Source organism: Paenibacillus sp. FSL W7-1332, assembly GCF_037969785.1.
In the GTDB taxonomy this organism is placed as follows: Bacteria; Bacillota; Bacilli; order Paenibacillales; family Paenibacillaceae; genus Paenibacillus_AQ.
The window spans coordinates 4,546,356-4,562,321 of sequence record NZ_CP150209.1 but is presented as its reverse complement, the minus strand read 5'-3'; the positions used below and the strand labels follow the sequence as shown (position 1 = coordinate 4,562,321).

Genomic DNA, 15,966 nt, shown 5'->3' with positions numbered 1-15,966 from the left:
CATGGAACTATATATGTCACTTGCCATCGGAATTATATTCGCGGTTGGGATTTACCAGATCCTATCCAAAAGCTTGCTGCGGATCATTCTCGGTACATCACTGTTAACCCATGGTGTCCATCTGCTGCTGCTCACCATGTCTAGGCTGAAGACCGGTGCTGCTCCGCTGCTTGGCGAGAAGGCTTCATCCTATGTTGACCCCGTTCCGCAAGCATTGATCCTGACATCCATTGTTATCAGTTTTGGCGTCACATCGTTCTTCTTCGTATTGGCGTACAAAGCGTATCAACGCTTGGGCACGGACAACATGGAGGAGCTAAGGGGGATGGATGATGAATAATGTAATTGTTCTGCCTCTCCTTATTCCGTTAGTTACTGCCGTAATTCTTATTTTTTGCTCCAAATACGTTCGTGTTCAGCGCTGGATCAGTGTGGTCAGTGTCATACTGAACCTGCTTGTGGCGTTGTTCATCGTGAATCAGGTAAACAACGAAGGCATCCAAACGCTTCATATGGGCGGATGGCTGCCGCCTTATGGGATCGTGTTTGTAGCCGATATGCTCGCGGCACTGCTGGTGCTCACGACGTTGATTGTGGCAGCTGCCTGTCTGTTCTATTCCTTTCGGAGCATCGGGGAAGAGAGAGAGAAGCATTACTTCTATGCCTTTTTTCAATTTTTGCTGGCCGGTGTGATCGGATCGTTCCTGACAGGGGATCTGTTTAACCTGTTTGTCTGCTTTGAGGTCATGCTGATCGCTTCCTATGCGCTGATTGTGCTGGGGGGCACCAAGCGGCAGCTGAGAGAAACCCTGAAGTACATGCTGATTAATATTATTTCATCCACCTTGTTTGTTGCAGCCGTTGCTTATTTGTACGGCACGGTCGGCACGCTGAATATGGCGCACCTGTCCCTGCGCGTGGCAGAAGTACAGCAGGACGGAATCTTGTCGGTCATCGGCCTGTTGTTCCTGATTGTATTCGCTCTGAAGGCGGGCTTGTTCCTGTTCTTCTGGCTGCCCGGTTCCTACAGTGCACCTCCGGCGGCAGTTTCAGCTTTGTTCGGGGCGCTGCTTACGAAGGTTGGATTATATGCGATTATCCGTACCTTTACGCTGATCTTCCATCACGATACCGGCGGCATCCACGCCGTCATTGGCTGGATGGCCGCGGCAACGATGATTTTGGGAAGTTTGGGCGCGGTTGCGTATAAGGATCTTGGACGAATCCTGAATTATAACATTATTATCAGCGTCGGCTTTATCGCCTTCGGCATAGCGTCGGCATCTTCAGATTCCTTGAACGGTGCTGTATTCTACTTGATGCATGACATGATTGCAAAGGCGCTGCTCTTTATTCTCGGCGGAATCATCATTGCCAGTGCGGGTGCTAACAAGCTGAGTGATATGGGCGGCTTGATGAAGCGCCATCCCTTGGTGGGATGGATGTTCTTTATCGTTGCATTGGCTCTGGTCGGCATCCCGCCCCTTAGCGGATTCCTTGGCAAGGTTCTTATCATCCGCGGTGGTTTGAGCGAAGGGCATTATTGGTTGACGGGACTGGCACTGGCATCAAGCCTGGCGGTATTGTATTCCCTGATCAAGGTATTTATGGGGGCATTCTGGGGCGAATCACCCGGGCATACGGAATCGCAGCCAGTCAGAATCCATCGGACAGCTTATGTGGCAGCTATTGGACTAACGGTTATGGTGATTGTCCTTGGGGTGGGTTCGGAGTGGATTTATTCCTACACCTCTCAAGCAGGCGCCGTATTATCCGATCCATCACTATACATTAACGCTGTACTAAAGGAGTAGTGGATATGGGCCATCAAATCCTGTTAAATATCATCATTGCCGTTGTCTGGATGTTCCTGAACAATAACTGGTCCCCCCAGCACTTGATAGTCGGCTATCTGATCGGTATGTTGCTGATTTATCTGTTGCGCCGCTTTTGGCCAAACGATTTCTATTTGCGTAAGCTGTGGTCTATTCTGATGCTGCTGCTTTTGTTTCTAAGAGAGCTGTTTAAATCAAGTATCACCGTCATCGGTCAGATTATAAGACCGAAGCTGAATGTCCGCCCCGGAATCTTCGCCTACGATACGGAGCTTAAGTCCGACTGGGAGATTACGGTCTTATCGTGCCTGATCTGCTTGACGCCAGGAACGCTTACCCTGGAAGTCTCTCGCGATGGTCAGACGCTGTATATCCATGCGATGGATATCGAAGATGTCGAAGAGCTGTCGAATCAGATCCGCGGTACCTTTGAACGCGCGATCAAGGAGGTGACCCGCACATGATCCATGGCATGCTGATAGCCTCATTGGTGATTTTGTCGCTTGCTATTCTGGGCTGCCTGTACCGATTAATCAAGGGACCTTCCATGAACGACCGGATCATGTCGCTGGATACGATCGGAATTATCCTGTTGTCCATGATCGCTGTCCTGTGCATGCTGTTCCGGACATCCGTGTATTTTGATATCATTCTGCTGATCGGAATTCTTACGTTCATCGGAACAACCGCGCTTGCCAGATATATTGAGAGGGGTGATGTCATTGAACGCACAAACGATGAGTCAGATCGGTGAGTTTCTGATCGCGCTGATGGTGCTGCTCGGCGCTTTGCTGGGTGCATTGAGTGCATTCGGCCTTATTCGTCTGCCGGATGTTTACATGAGGTCCCATGCAGCTACGAAAAGTGCCACGCTGGGCGTCCTCTTGATCCTTGCCGGCGCATTTCTGTATTTCACCTTCTACCTGGAGCATGTCAGTGCCAAACTGCTGCTGGGAATCGTATTCGTATTTATTACGGGGCCGGTAGCCGGTCACTTGAACGGGAGAGCGGCGTATCGATCAGGCGTGTCCATGTGGGAGAACAGCGTTCACGATGACCTCAAGCCTGAGCTGAAGCGCGAACGTGAGCGGATGCGAGCTTCCCGGAAAGGGGAGCATTCCGAGAAGGGATGACCGTCAACCGTAAACAAGGTCCCGATTGAATGATCGAGAAGATGAGATGGGCTTTCCAAGCATATGGGAAGCCCATTTCTTGTTTCATGTTTGGCTCACGGGTATCATCTCGTGGTAAAATTGACCAAAACAGGTTCGAGGAGCCCTCGGAAATCACGCTGGGAAAGCTGATCCTGAACAAGGAGAATGTGTACAGATGGTATTGGATACAGATCAAACGAAATTAAGAGAGCTGTCTTCCTTTCTTGCCCGAATGAATGGGGATCGTCATCATCATGTCGGATATTGCGGCGAACAGGAAGGGGAGGTCTACAGCACGCTGCTGGAAGATTTTTCGGAAAATGGCCGGCTGAGCAGCCAGCGATTTACCGTGATCTATGATCAAGATCAGATGGTGGGCGCATTGGGATTCGATGTGGACGAAGAAGAGGGAACTGCTGAAATATGGGGACCTTTTATCGATGCGGAAGGCGAGCTTTGGCATCGATTGGCGAAGGAGCTATGGGTTGATGGAACAATGAAGCTGAATGGCAGCGTAACACGCTATTTCGGATTTTATAATGTAGCTCATCCGTCCGCTGCGAGGTTTATGGAGGACAAAGGGGGAAGAAAGACAGGTGTGCATCATGTGCTGAAAATCCAAAAATCCACCTTGTTAGCGAATACCGCGCCTGGATTGCAGGATATCACGCCCGAATATTGGGATGAGTTCGAGAATCTGCATGGCACCGCCTTCCCGAATACCTATCTCAGCTCGGAGTCTATTTTGCAGAAGCTGGATGAGTATCACCGGCTCTTCATATTTACGGAAGAAGGCCGTTTCGTCGGGTATGTTTATGTGGAGGGAGACCCCGATTTCCAGGAAGGAAATATTGAATACATCGCGGTATCCGAACAATTCCGGCGCAAAGGCTATGGCGGGCTCCTGCTTGATCAAGCTCTTCATTATTTATTCCAAGTCCTGCAGCTGGAAGAAATCTCGTTATGCGTGGACCAAGACAATGCAGGGGCGCTCGAGCTGTATCATCGTGCGGGCTTTGAGACGGTGCATAAACTGGCGGCTTACGTATTGGAGTGAACATAATGGTTTCCATCACGACCCGTCCATGCATAACAAGACCCGCCCATCCCAGCAACCGGGACCGGCGGGTCTTGTTGTCTTGTTATGCATCTAACGCTTCGTCTTTTTGCTGCTGATCACGACACTTCCCGGCTGATCTTCATGATGGTAACGGTTTTCCATCTTTTTGCCGGCAAGCCACAGCAGCCAGAGGACGATGGCCGCGATAAGAATGCGCCAAGGCTGCTGGACAAAGGCTTGCCAGTCATGTCCAATGAATGCCACCATAAAAATCATCACGGATTTACCTGCCATAACGGCTATCGTGAACGTCGTTGCCGATATCGTGCTGATGCCGGATGCGATATTGATCAGTGAGGAAGGCGTGAAGGGGAAGCAGTACAGGATGAAGATCGGCGTAAAGCCCTTTTCTTCGATCCAATGGAAGAAGCGCTGGGATCCCGGCATTCTTTTTTGGATAAGCAATCCAAGCTTGCCTCCCAGCTTACGAACAATCCAGAACACCGTAACGGATCCAAGGCAAACGCCGATCCACGACAGCAGGAATCCCCACCATAATCCATAGGCCGCGGAGTTCCCCATCACGAGTACGATAAGGGGCAGAAAGGGAAGGAACGCCTCTATAAATGGAAGCAAAATACCCGGGATGGGACCCAGCTGCGAGTACTGCTGAAGCCATTCCTGCACTTGATCCATGTCAATTTCTTTCATATGGGTCCACAAGTTCTGAAGCCATTCCAACATGATGAGTAAATCCTCTCCCTGCCTAGGGTAAAATTATGTATTTTCCGGTCGATCACGGATGAAATATATTATAGCATAACCAGAATCAATATTATAAATTGCAAGTATTGAACCGGGAGGAGGGATACGGGAAAAGCTCAAACTCCCCTAAAGCCATGGTGAGTTTGAGCTATATCCTTTATCGGTTCTTATACAGATTGGGCGGGCAGCGCTTCCTTGGTTTCAGGATTTGAATCCGGCGGGAGATCCGGCTCGATCCCGTTCCAATCGATTCGGTTCTTGCTCCGCAGCGACCAGACGATCAATAGGATGATCCCAATAATGACCGAACCGATCGTTACCATATAATTGCCCCAAACCGAAAGGTATTCAATCTCGATGAATGCATATTGGGAGGGTACCACGGCGTACCGGACCATCTCCAGCCAGGCCAGGTGAAAGCCGATGCTCATCCACAGATTGTGGGATACGATGCGGGACAGCTGCAATACCGTACCAAAAGCAACTAAATTGATGATATACTCCACCGTAATCAAATCCCATGTCCCTATTCCTATGGCCACCATGAATGCCGTTACAGCGATAGGCGCAAGCACGAACATTACGACCTGAAGGACCAAAGCAAGCCAGCGCGGAAAACGGGTGTTTAAGTTCCGGTACACATAACCGCGGAAGGTGATCTCTTCTGGAAAGGCTTCATAAAAAAATGCAATCGGGACGTTGATGAGGATAACGAGCATCGTAACGATTGGGAAGTGGAAATCCACGATCCGGAGCCATCCGGCGGCGCTGCCGATCAGCAAGGCTGCTGCCGTGACCAGGGCAAGGAAACCGATGCCGAGAAGGAAATAACGAAAACCGGAAGGAACAGAGCTAAGACCAAGTCCGCTCCAGGGCCGCTGGTCGACATAACGCCTAAGCAGATAAATCAGCGGCACGGATATGCTTGTTGTTACGACGGCAAGGAGGATTTGGAGCCCGAGGGTAGGGATCTGGTATGAACCCGCTACCGTGGCTATCACAACTGCTAGTCCGAGCCCTGTAACAAAAGCCAGCCACCCAAGGACGACACGCCAGAACAGGTTTAAACGGCTCTCCCGATCACGGAATGCCCGAGAAACACCGTGTTTAGCCTTCGATTCAGTTAATGTGCGAATGATGAACTCGCCCCTCTCTTAAGAACACGCTGCCCGTGTTCCTATTCTTTTTGACATTAATATATATAGTATTGCTTCTATCAAGGTGTTCCATAGAAAGAACCTATTTTTACGAAGGTAGGCATTAAAGAAGCAAATAAAGATGCTGAAATGTTGTTTATGGTACGTTGTATTAAAAAAAACCGGAAGTGTATAATGGGATTATGCCGAAAATCGTAGATCATGATAAACAAAGACAACGGGTCGCTGAGGCTGCCCTGCGGGTGATTCAGAGGGGTGGACTCGAAAAAGCGACGGTACGCAATATCGCCGAAGAGGCGGAGTTATCCGTAGGTTCGCTGAGACACTATTTTACCAGCCAAGCTGAGTTGTTGGCTTTTTGTATGAACCTGATGATCGAGAGGATTGAAGAACGCTTTTTGACTTTGTCCTTGAAGGGACCCGTGTTTGAGGATGTAAAACAAGTATTGATGCAATTTCTGCCGATGGATGAGGATAGGACGATGGAAATGGAGGTGTGGATGTCGTTTGTTGCCAAAGCACTTGTCTATCCCGAGTTAAGAATAATGACCGATCATATGTATGATGGATTAACCAAGGCGTGCCATTATGCGGTGGATACCCTGGTCGCACATAAGCTGGCTAAACCGGAGCTGGATCTTGATTATGAGAAGGAGCGCATATACGCATTGGTGGATGGATTAGCGATTCATCATATCATGAGGCCACAGCAACTTGCCAAAGAAAAGATCGAAAGGATTCTCGAGCAGCATCTGCGTTCCTTATGTCTGGATGACAAGGCAATGGACTAAAAGACCCATGTCACTTAGCGTGTCAACATTGACATGCCATTCCTTTTTTTAATACAATGGTTCTTCGACAGGCACTTCGTGTGAAAAAAGATACAAAAGGAGAATGGCATGGTCAAAAAACACAAAAATCTGACAGTTGGCGAAATTCTGAAACGGTTCATCTTTATTACCATCGGTGCAGTTCTGATGGCCGTGGCGCTAGAAATATTCCTGGTGCCCAACGAAATTATCGACGGGGGTATTACCGGTATTTCCATCGTATTATCATCGATTACGCCCATCAAACTGGGTGTGTTCCTCTTCATTATCAACTTGCCGTTTCTGTTCATCGGTTATAAGCAGATCGGCAAAACGTTCGCATTTTCCACACTGTACGGGATCGTGGTATTGTCGGTGGCGACAACCTTCCTGCATCATGTAGACCCGTTTACGAACGAGAAAATTTTGGCGGTGCTGTTTGGTGGTTTGGTCCTTGGTCTGGGGGTAGGTCTTGTTATCCGTTACGGCGGAGCTCTTGATGGTACGGAGATTGTTGCTATCCTGCTGTCCAAAAAGCTGCGCATGCCGGTCGGGCAGATCATCATGATTATCAACGTGTTTATTTTTATTACGGCAGGGTTTGTATTCGGTGCAGATTCGGCCATGTATTCGATTTTTTCATACTACATAGCGGCAAAAGTGATGGATATTGTGGTAGAGGGCTTGGACGAGTCCAAATCCGTTACGATTATATCCAATGAATATGAAGAAATCTCAAGTGCCATCATGCAGCGTCTGGGCCGCAGCACAACGATGATTTATGCCAAGGGTGGATATTCGAAAGAGGATACGCAGATGATTTATTGCGTCATCACCCGGCTGGAGATTGCGAAGCTGAAGACGGTTGTGCAGGAGATAGATAAGAACGCATTTATTTCGATTCAAAATGTCGCGGATGTGCTGGGTGGGAGTATGGCGAAGTCAGATATTCACTAGGTGCACGTATAGGCTATTGATGTAATAGGTTGATTAACGAACGGCGGTTTTTTGCAGATCCTCTTCTGCAGAAGGCCGCCTGTTTATTTAGGAGATAAAAACAAGTAAACCATTAAAGTCTTACCATCCTTATCTCGCAAGTAACTTCGGCTATATGCGGACTGAATACTGAAAAAGCACTGATCGAAGAGAGGGGATTGCCTGAGTGTCTGATCGAAGCTCCATGAAAGCCGTCAATCTAAAAGCGCTCAGGCCATCCATATGTCATTTCCGTACTTCAAAAAATTCGCATTCATCCCGCTTATGATAGCCGAGCGAGCTGACGCTGGATTGCGTAATGACGGTTTCGTCGGTGAATCGGATGACGATACTGCCGGAGTCAATCAGATGATTATCCTTGAAGATGCGTATACGGGTCTGCTTTTCCATAACTTCCTGAAAGTCCTGGTCGGTTAATAGCGGTCTGACTATCGGCATGGGTCATCCTACTCCTTACGTTTTGAATGGTGGATTGTTCGTAAAAATCCTATGATAAAGGGGGATTGGTATGACATTTGCGGCAAACAGGGAAGTAGGTATCATTCCCTCCGATCAGGATCTGCTCGCCGGCATATACGGGCTTACCGTCAATGACGCGAAGGTTCATGATCGCTTTACGCTCGCAGAACCAGCAGATCGTTTTCATTTCCTCGATTTTATCGGCGTAAATCAGCATCCAGCGGCTGCCTTCAAACAGCTCGTTCCGGAAATCATTCTTCAAGCCGAAGCCCATGACAGGCACGTTAAGCTCATCTACGATCCGAACGAGCTGCAGGATGCTGTCCTTGGAGAGGAACTGGCATTCGTCAACGAGAACGCAGTATGGCTTAGGCTGATGCTCCTTCACAATCCCATAGATATCGGTCGTATCGGTTATAGGTATCGCTTCGCGTCGCAGGCCGATTCGTGAGGACACATACCCAACGGCATCCCGGTCATCGATAGCGGATGTAAAAAGGAGCACCGGTTTGTTCTGTTCTTCGTAGTTATGGGCGACTTTCAAAATTTCGATGGATTTACCACTGTTCATGGAGCCGTACTTAAAAAATAATTGAGCCATGCTTTCGTTCCCTTCCTATAAGTGCAATGTTGCTTCTTTTAGTGTAGTGATACAAATTTTGTTATTCTTACGATATAAGATATGACATGCAGAGTATATTGTCGCATTATTGGGCGTCTTTTGTCCATTGCCTGTAAGGACTATATTCTGACATTTATGACTTAATCGCGGAATGAAAAAAAGAGGCAGGACTTGGCCGTGCAATGATGTCGGGGTTATTCACAACATGGCGCCAGGCTTAATCAAAAAAAGGTATAATATTTTTCAATTACGTTGTCAGAAATAACGAACTTCTCTGGTCATATAAGTAGTCAACGATACGAAAGAGGGTTTGAGCAATTGGATACGACAGCAGACAGAACGGTCCAGTGGGATGAGATGGAAGATCAGGAGTTGGTGAAACATGCGCAGTCAGGGGAGAGGGAAGCTTTCGGGGAGCTTGTTCGGCGCCATCGGTCCAAGGTTTATGGCTATGCCAGAGCTATAACCCGGGAGTCCTACCTGGCAGAGGACGTTGTACAGGATGCATTGGTCCGGGCATTTTTGCACTTGGGCAAACTGGTCGATACCCGGCGTTTCCTGCCCTGGGTGCAGCGGATCGTACGGAATCAGGCCTATACCCGGCTTAAGGGAAGCTCCGCGATGAAAGAGCAGACATTCACCGAGCTTGAAGGCAGGGGAAGGTATGATAGTGCCGGGAGTGCAGATCAGTGGAATAGTCTGGACAGCATTCTGGGAAGGCTCCATCATTCTTCAGCCGAAGCGGCCGCAGGATTCAACGTACCGGAGGAACGAATCGTCCAGCAAGAGACGCTGCGTGTTTTAACGAACATCATTCAACGCCTGAAGCCACGCGAACGGCTTATTTTCGAATCTCATTTTTTCGATCAGCTGTCCCCGCAAGAAATTGCTGACTTGTTTCAGCTCTCTTCAGCCAATGTGTATCAGATTATTTCGAGATCGCGGAAGAAAGTGATCCAAGAGAAAATTCGCGTAACCGTTGACTCTTATATTAAGACGAGAAGGGACTTGGGAATTATGAATAAGAAGATTCTACAGTACGAAGGATCGTTGAAAGAAATCAAAACTTGGACAACTGCTGCGGATGCCACGTATAAAATGCTGCAATTTACAGATCGGAAGCTATCCCTGCCGATGGTTATGGGGCTGACAGGTCATGCATTCCGAATTAACATCATTCCGGATCAGGTTCACATTGCAGGTCCGACCGCGTATTTTTTTGGTGAAGTATTATCCCGGGGTCTTCATAATATCGGCTTCCATTCCAAATTCATCGACGGCATGTCGGGCGGCATCGGTACCAATGCCAATCTGCTGGATCCATCTGCCTTGGAGAAGAGTGCCATGGGCAAGCGCAGCATTCATCAGGAGCTGCCAAGGGCACTTGATTTGATTCATAGCTCGCTGGACCGCGGATACCCTGTGCTGGCATGGGATATTTTCTTCCCTGAATTTGGTACGCTGTATGGCTATGACGATGAGACCAGAACCCTCTATGGGGAAGTATGCGGAAAAGCGGATACGCTCCCTTATGAGAATCTCGGAAGGAGTGTAATGGAAGAGCTGTTCGTTCTGGCCATTGAGGGATCGGTCGATTTAACGCTTCAGCAGCAGCTTCGACTTGCGCTTGAAACTGCCATCGAACAATATGAGGGGAAAGAAAGCGTGGTTCCGACGGCAGTGAAGGGGATTGCGGCATACGATGCTTGGATCGAATCGCTGCAGGGGCGGAAGATCGAACCGAACGGCCATGCATACAACATCGAGGTATTAAGAGATGCCCGGTATTACGCTGCTGAGTTCTTCAAGGAACTGATAGCAGCATGGCCGGATGCGAATACCGAAGGACCGGAGCTCACGCAGCAGTTTAAAGAAGCCAGCGTGTTATATACGGGAATGTGCGAGAAATTCAGTGTCCTGCATCAAATGTTCCCATTTCCGGTAGGCGGAGAGCCTAATTCGGAGGATCAAGCTATGACGGCAATAACGCTGGTAGAGGAAATTAAAGCTCTGGAGATCGAAGCCGTTGCTAAATTGAAAGAGATCTTTGCAAAGTTGTCTTCTTAATTAGTGGTTGGTATTTACAATGTTGAGGTTTTGTCTTAAGATAAGACCATAATTCAATATCAAACAGAGCCAACCCCACTTTTTACTGTTTTCTGGATTCCAAAACAGTGAAAGTGGGGTTTTTTGTTGCGTAAGGGGGAGTTTCACGTTGTTGCATTTGTTGAAAAATTCATTCTTCGTATTTTTGGGAGCCTGCTGTTTCGGAATTCTGTCAACGGTTGTAAAGCTTGCTTACCAGGAAGGGTTCCTATTTCAGGAGGTGATGATCAGCCAATTCGGGACAGGCTGGCTCATTCTGTTGTTGCTGATGCTGTTTTTTGGACGACATAAGGTCACGGGCAAGCAATTCCTAAGGCTAGCCGGGGTTGGGTTATGTACATGCCTTACAGGCGTCACGTATTACCTTGCCCTTCAGAGCATTCCGGCATCGATCGCCGTCGTGCTTCTATTTCAATTCACCTGGATCGGTGTCATTATCGAAGCTGTTGTAAAACGGCAATGGCCGGATAAATCCACCGTCATCTCCGTTATCATCCTGTTCGTCGGGACGATGATGGCTGGGGGGATGTTGGGTGCAGGCGAGATTCAATTGAATTGGAAAGGGGCAATATTGGGACTGACCGCGGCATTGATGATGGCTTTGTTTGTCTTCTTCAGCGGCCGGGTCGAGACGCAGATGTCACCCATTACCCGGAGCTTTTATACCTCAACGGGTGGGCTTATTCTGCTGACGATCCTGTTCACGCCGAAAGCGTACACGGAGATATCCCTGTTTGACAACGGGTTATGGCTGTTCGGCTTAATCTTAGGCGTATTCGGCGTTGTTCTTCCAGTACTGCTATTCGCACTCGGTGCGCCCAAAATCAGTACGGGATTGGCAACCATCCTTGGTGCCGGAGAGCTGCCCGTTGCCGTTATTGCATCGGTGCTGGTGCTGAGCGAGCAGGTGACTGCGCTTCAATGGATCGGGGTTATCGTGATCCTGCTGGGCATAGCGTATCCGCAGATAGCGGCTCAGAAGCGGGGCGGGGTGCCAGCGGTACAAAGATAGGTGGCACAGCGATATCAAGCAGCACGATGTTGGCATAAGATAAAAGACGTTGCGACCTTCCGGTTGCAGCGTCTTTTTGACGTTACAACACTAAAGTTGCAGTTGCACCTCAATATCAACTACTATTTAAAGAGGGAACAGAACTTCTGGAATGTTAGCAGCGTGTTTTGTTTTTATTTACTACTTGAGTCATCACGGCTCTGAATCACACAATCGAAAGGAAGTATCCCATGAATTCTTTGCAAATCGAACAGCTCAAAATCATTCGGAATGAAATTACCCGATTCATGATGAAATACAAATTCGCCTTAGATGAGATTGAAACCAAAATGGAGATATTAAAAGAGGAGTTCCAGGCTCTTCATGATTATAGTCCGATCGAACATACAAAATCCCGCCTGAAATCGCCGGAGAGCATCATGAAGAAGCTGCTCCGAAAAGGCGGAAACATCTCTCTTAGCTCCATAGAAGATAATATCAAAGACATTGCGGGTCTAAGAATCACCTGCTCATTCATAACCGACATTTACAAAATTAGCGACATGCTGCAGAAGCAGAGCGATTTAACGGTGTTAAACGTCAAGGATTATATCAAGAATCCGAAGCCGAACGGATACCAAAGCCTGCATCTGTTAGTGGAAGTGCCTGTTTTTTTCTCCGATCGGGTGGAGAAGGTATGCGTTGAAGTCCAAATTCGAACCATTGCCATGGATTTCTGGGCGAGTTTGGAGCATAAAATTTTCTACAAATATAATAAGTCCGTTCCTCAGCATCTGCTGGAAGAGCTTAAGAAGGCTGCGGATACGGCTAACGCGCTGGACCGTCAGATGGAGCAATTGCACCACGAGGTGCAGGCCATTAAGGACTCGGAAAGCGATGATTCGCTGCTGGAGGAACTGAAGAGCATTCAGATCAACAACCGCAAGTATGAGCTTCCGGCGGGCTTGCTTGAAGTATTGACCGAGGACAAATAAAGTTCCTGGCGAAGCGAAAAAGATGATAAAACTGTTTCACCATCCATGCACCGGGTATATATATCCTAAGTGGGAAGTGGAAACACACATCAACACCAGACGGATAACAAGACGTTAAGTCGGAATTACCGAAAGGATTTGATACCCATGTACAACATGACGAGGAATAAGGACGACACAATCTGAATGATTCCAAAGTACACCTTAAGCAATGGAACGATTGCGTTAGAATAGAAAAGACCGCTTCCCACGAAAAAAACTCTGCGAGTGATCTCGCGGGGTTTTTTGCTGTCAACAACCCTCCAAGCATGCTCTTGGACCCCGTACGTGCACTAAGGAGCAATACGCCTGTACTAATGGTGGGTTTTCTCGCGGGGCGGGCGGGAAGTCGTAGTAGTGAACGGTTCTGTTCACAATATTGAGGGAATGGCGTCCCTCGGAAGCACGGGCTCTATGATATACTTAGAAATTGGATACAATGGTAACAATCATGATTAAGATGTTATGAACCTACATAATAGAGGTGTATGTACAGTGACAACTACCGTAGTTATCGGCGGCGGCATTACCGGACTTTCGACCTTATACTATCTGCAAAAAGAGTTGAAGCACCTTCAACAGAATATGGAACTGGTGCTTATCGAGGCAAGTGAAACGCTCGGAGGCAAAATCCGCACCGTTCAGAACGGTGAATTTATTATGGAAACCGGAGCGGATTCGATCGTATCCCGGAAAACGAATGTGGCACCACTTCTGGAGGAGCTTCAGTTAACAGACCAGGTTGTGTATAATGCCACGGGGACTTCTTTCATATATACGACTGCAGGTTTGAAAAGAATCCCGGATGAGAGCGTATTCGGCATACCGCTTAGCCTGAAATCCTTGGCCGAAAGCGAGCTTGTGTCTGCCGAGGGGAAAGTGGAGGCGCTCAAGGACTATTACACGCCGAATGAAACGTATACCAAGGACGATTCTTTGGGGGAGTTCCTTGAAGCCTTCCTTGGCAAGGAAATCGTTCAGAATCAGATCGCTCCGGTCATATCGGGCGTCTATTCCGGGGAGCTTCATGACCTGACAATTGCGTCAACGTTTCCCTATTTGCTGGAGTACAAAAATACGTACGGCAGCATCATGGGCGGTTTGGCCGAGAATAAACAGAAATTCCTTGGCTCAGGCAATAAGAAATTTCTTTCCTTCAAAGACGGAGTCTCCGTATTGATTGATGCATTGGAACGGACCGTGATCCAAGCAGGCGCGAAGATATACAAAGGCGTTGCCGCAGAGAAGCTGGAGAAAGCAGCCAGCGGCTACGGGGTGACGTTGGCAAATGGCGAAAAGCTTGAAGCTGATTTTGTTGTTTTAAGCACGCTGGGATCCGCCGCGAAGGATTTGCTGCAAGATCCGCTGCTTAATGAGGACTTTGACCAGATGTATACCAAATCGCTCATCAGCGTGTATCTTGCCTATGATATTCAAGACGAAGAGCTTCCCTATGATGGAACGGGATTCATTACGGCCAAGGGAACCCGATTGAAGTGTGATGCTTGCACCTGGACGAGCCGGAAATGGGAGCATACCTCCGAGAACAAGCGGTTATTGATGCGATTATTCTACAAGAGCTCCAATCCGCATTATGAGGAGCTGATCCAGTTATCCGATCAAGAATTGAAACAGATCGGGATGGGGGATATCAGCCAAAGCCTTGGCATTAAGGCTGAGCCGATCTCTTGTGAAGTCACCAAATGGCATGACAATATGCCGAATTATCATTTGAAGCACCGGCAAGTCGTGGAGTCATTAGAACAGAAAATGGATGACCTGTATCCTAACGTTATGCTGGCGGGATGCTCCTATTATGGAGTGGGGATACCGGATTGCATTGCGAACGGGGAGAAGACGGCAGGTCTGATTCTGGAAAGGATGCCCTAATGACAATCTATATTGCGTTGCTTAGAGGGATCAACGTAGGCGGACACAATAAAATCAAGATGGCCGATTTAAGAAAGATGCTTGAATCTAGGGGACTAACACGCGTGCAGACCTACATCCAGAGCGGAAACGTGCTCTTTGAATCCGGGGAATCCAAGGAAACGCTGCGCGTTCAAATCGAGCAGGGCATATTTGAAACGTTCGGCTTCCCGATATCGGTGATCCTTAGAACCTCCGAGGAAATCGAGGGGATCGTTCGGAACTGTCCATTTTCGGAAGAAACGCTGCGTCAAGCGGAGGCAGCAACGGAGTTTGAGAGTCTTTATGTTGCCATGCTGACGGAAGCGCCTGCTGCTGAAGATGTGGAGAAATTAAAGCTTTATGTGAACGAAATGGAAATCTTCGAGGTGATCGGTGAAGAGGTTTACTTGCTGTTCAAGGAAAGCGTTCGGAATTCCAAGCTGGCGGTTCAGTTGTCGAAGCTCGGCGTGCCGATGACGATGCGGAATTGGAAAACGATGAACAAGCTGGTACAACTGTCCCAGACGATGAAGAGTGTGTGAGCAGCCGCAATCATTTAAACAAATAAAGGGGTACATAGCTGATCTCCATATTCAAAGAAAGTTCGGGTCAAAAGTGTTTCACTTCCCGAGAACCGGGTAAATATAGAACAAGTGGGAAGTGGTATTGTCAATCGACGGACGGAAGAACATCATGTCATTCCGAAAGGCAGTTGATTCGCCATGAACACTCGTAAAAGGAGAAGGAGAGCGAAGTTTCTTCGATTCTTTTCTGGTAAGGCACCCTAGCAATTGGAAAATTGCTGCATAATGAATAACAAATTCGCTTCCCACTGATAAGGATCCTGCGATATCATTCGCGGGGTCTTTTTTTTGTGCAGAATAAGCACAAACTGCATCCTATGAGAAAGGATGATGAACAATGCTTGCTCAAAGATGAAACGGATAAGAAATGAATAGATCGGAAGTAATGATCTTTAAACGCCATGCCGGTTTCGTTTGTGGATCTTGAGATATGGATGCTTACTTAAGATATAGTGATGAAGGTCTGTTCGGATATTATCCTAT

The 15,966-nt window shown here is 48.0% G+C and carries 17 protein-coding genes; 13 read left to right on the top strand and 4 right to left on the bottom strand.

The features are described 5' to 3' along the window. Position 1 precedes the first annotated feature (1 nt). The 6 genes from MKX98_RS20370 (at position 2) to MKX98_RS20345 (ending at position 4,046) form a co-directional block, all read left to right on the top strand. A complete protein-coding gene (locus MKX98_RS20370; RefSeq protein WP_071220369.1) occupies positions 2-340 on the top strand; it encodes a Na(+)/H(+) antiporter subunit C in 339 nt (112 codons plus the stop codon). Then, positions 333-1,814 carry a Na+/H+ antiporter subunit D gene (locus tag MKX98_RS20365; RefSeq protein WP_194544859.1) on the top strand — a complete coding sequence of 494 codons (1,482 nt, stop codon included), beginning with the start codon at positions 333-335 and terminating at the stop codon, positions 1,812-1,814. Before MKX98_RS20370 ends, MKX98_RS20365 begins: the two co-directional genes overlap by 8 nt. Positions 1,815-1,819: 5 nt before the next feature. Then, on the top strand, positions 1,820-2,299 hold the full coding sequence (locus tag MKX98_RS20360; protein ID WP_071220371.1) for a Na+/H+ antiporter subunit E: 480 nt from the start codon (positions 1,820-1,822) through the stop codon (positions 2,297-2,299). After that, a complete protein-coding gene (locus MKX98_RS20355) occupies positions 2,296-2,589 on the top strand; it encodes a Na(+)/H(+) antiporter subunit F1 (protein ID WP_071220372.1) in 294 nt (97 codons plus the stop codon). Before MKX98_RS20360 ends, MKX98_RS20355 begins: the two co-directional genes overlap by 4 nt. Further along, entirely contained in the window at positions 2,573-2,968 is a 396-nt protein-coding gene (gene mnhG / locus MKX98_RS20350; RefSeq protein WP_071220373.1) for a monovalent cation/H(+) antiporter subunit G, read from the top strand. Before MKX98_RS20355 ends, mnhG begins: the two co-directional genes overlap by 17 nt. Positions 2,969-3,164: 196 nt before the next feature. Continuing rightward, entirely contained in the window at positions 3,165-4,046 is an 882-nt protein-coding gene (locus MKX98_RS20345; RefSeq protein ID WP_339218084.1) for a GNAT family N-acetyltransferase, read from the top strand. Between the two features lie 93 nt (positions 4,047-4,139). Here MKX98_RS20345 and MKX98_RS20340 read toward each other — a convergent pair whose 3' ends face one another. Together MKX98_RS20340 and MKX98_RS20335 are read right to left on the bottom strand one after the other, a co-directional pair. After that, complete coding sequence (locus MKX98_RS20340) at positions 4,140-4,793, bottom strand: TVP38/TMEM64 family protein (RefSeq protein ID WP_194543347.1); 654 nt, start codon at positions 4,791-4,793, stop codon at positions 4,140-4,142. A gap of 188 nt (positions 4,794-4,981) precedes the next feature. Further along, on the bottom strand, positions 4,982-5,815 hold the full coding sequence (locus MKX98_RS20335; protein ID WP_308116294.1) for a CPBP family intramembrane glutamic endopeptidase: 834 nt from the start codon (positions 5,813-5,815) through the stop codon (positions 4,982-4,984). Between the two features lie 338 nt (positions 5,816-6,153). Between MKX98_RS20335 and MKX98_RS20330 the strand changes: the two genes are divergently transcribed. Together MKX98_RS20330 and MKX98_RS20325 are read left to right on the top strand one after the other, a co-directional pair. Next, a complete protein-coding gene (locus MKX98_RS20330; RefSeq protein ID WP_194543346.1) occupies positions 6,154-6,762 on the top strand; it encodes a TetR family transcriptional regulator C-terminal domain-containing protein in 609 nt (202 codons plus the stop codon). 108 nt (positions 6,763-6,870) lie between these two features. Next, the gene (locus MKX98_RS20325; protein ID WP_100537804.1) at positions 6,871-7,737 is read left to right on the top strand and encodes a YitT family protein; all 867 of its coding nucleotides are present in this window, start codon (positions 6,871-6,873) and stop codon (positions 7,735-7,737) included. Positions 7,738-8,001: 264 nt separating this feature from the next. On the opposite strand, the gene MKX98_RS20320 is transcribed toward MKX98_RS20325, so the two are convergent. Beyond that, complete coding sequence (locus tag MKX98_RS20320) at positions 8,002-8,214, bottom strand: hypothetical protein (protein WP_339218083.1); 213 nt, start codon at positions 8,212-8,214, stop codon at positions 8,002-8,004. A gap of 49 nt (positions 8,215-8,263) precedes the next feature. Beyond that, the gene (locus MKX98_RS20315) at positions 8,264-8,836 is read right to left on the bottom strand and encodes a thymidine kinase (RefSeq protein ID WP_194543344.1); all 573 of its coding nucleotides are present in this window, start codon (positions 8,834-8,836) and stop codon (positions 8,264-8,266) included. A 339-nt stretch (positions 8,837-9,175) separates the two neighbouring features. On the opposite strand from MKX98_RS20315, the gene MKX98_RS20310 reads away from it, so the two are divergent. The 5 genes from MKX98_RS20310 to MKX98_RS20290 all read left to right on the top strand — a co-directional run bounded on the left by MKX98_RS20310 (position 9,176) and on the right by MKX98_RS20290 (position 15,441). After that, the gene (locus MKX98_RS20310; RefSeq protein ID WP_339218082.1) at positions 9,176-10,924 is read left to right on the top strand and encodes a sigma-70 family RNA polymerase sigma factor; all 1,749 of its coding nucleotides are present in this window, start codon (positions 9,176-9,178) and stop codon (positions 10,922-10,924) included. A gap of 148 nt (positions 10,925-11,072) precedes the next feature. Further along, positions 11,073-11,975 (top strand): DMT family transporter, encoded by a 903-nt coding sequence (locus tag MKX98_RS20305; protein ID WP_194543342.1) that lies wholly within the window; start codon positions 11,073-11,075, stop codon positions 11,973-11,975. Positions 11,976-12,205: 230 nt separating this feature from the next. Further along, entirely contained in the window at positions 12,206-12,949 is a 744-nt protein-coding gene (locus MKX98_RS20300; RefSeq protein ID WP_100537787.1) for a GTP pyrophosphokinase family protein, read from the top strand. A 534-nt stretch (positions 12,950-13,483) separates the two neighbouring features. Further along, on the top strand, positions 13,484-14,878 hold the full coding sequence (locus MKX98_RS20295; RefSeq protein ID WP_339218081.1) for a protoporphyrinogen oxidase: 1,395 nt from the start codon (positions 13,484-13,486) through the stop codon (positions 14,876-14,878). Continuing rightward, positions 14,878-15,441, top strand: coding sequence for a DUF1697 domain-containing protein (locus MKX98_RS20290; RefSeq protein WP_339218080.1), 564 nt, complete (start codon positions 14,878-14,880; stop codon positions 15,439-15,441). The genes MKX98_RS20295 and MKX98_RS20290 overlap by 1 nt, the downstream gene beginning before the upstream one ends. The last annotated feature ends 525 nt before the right edge of the window (positions 15,442-15,966 follow it).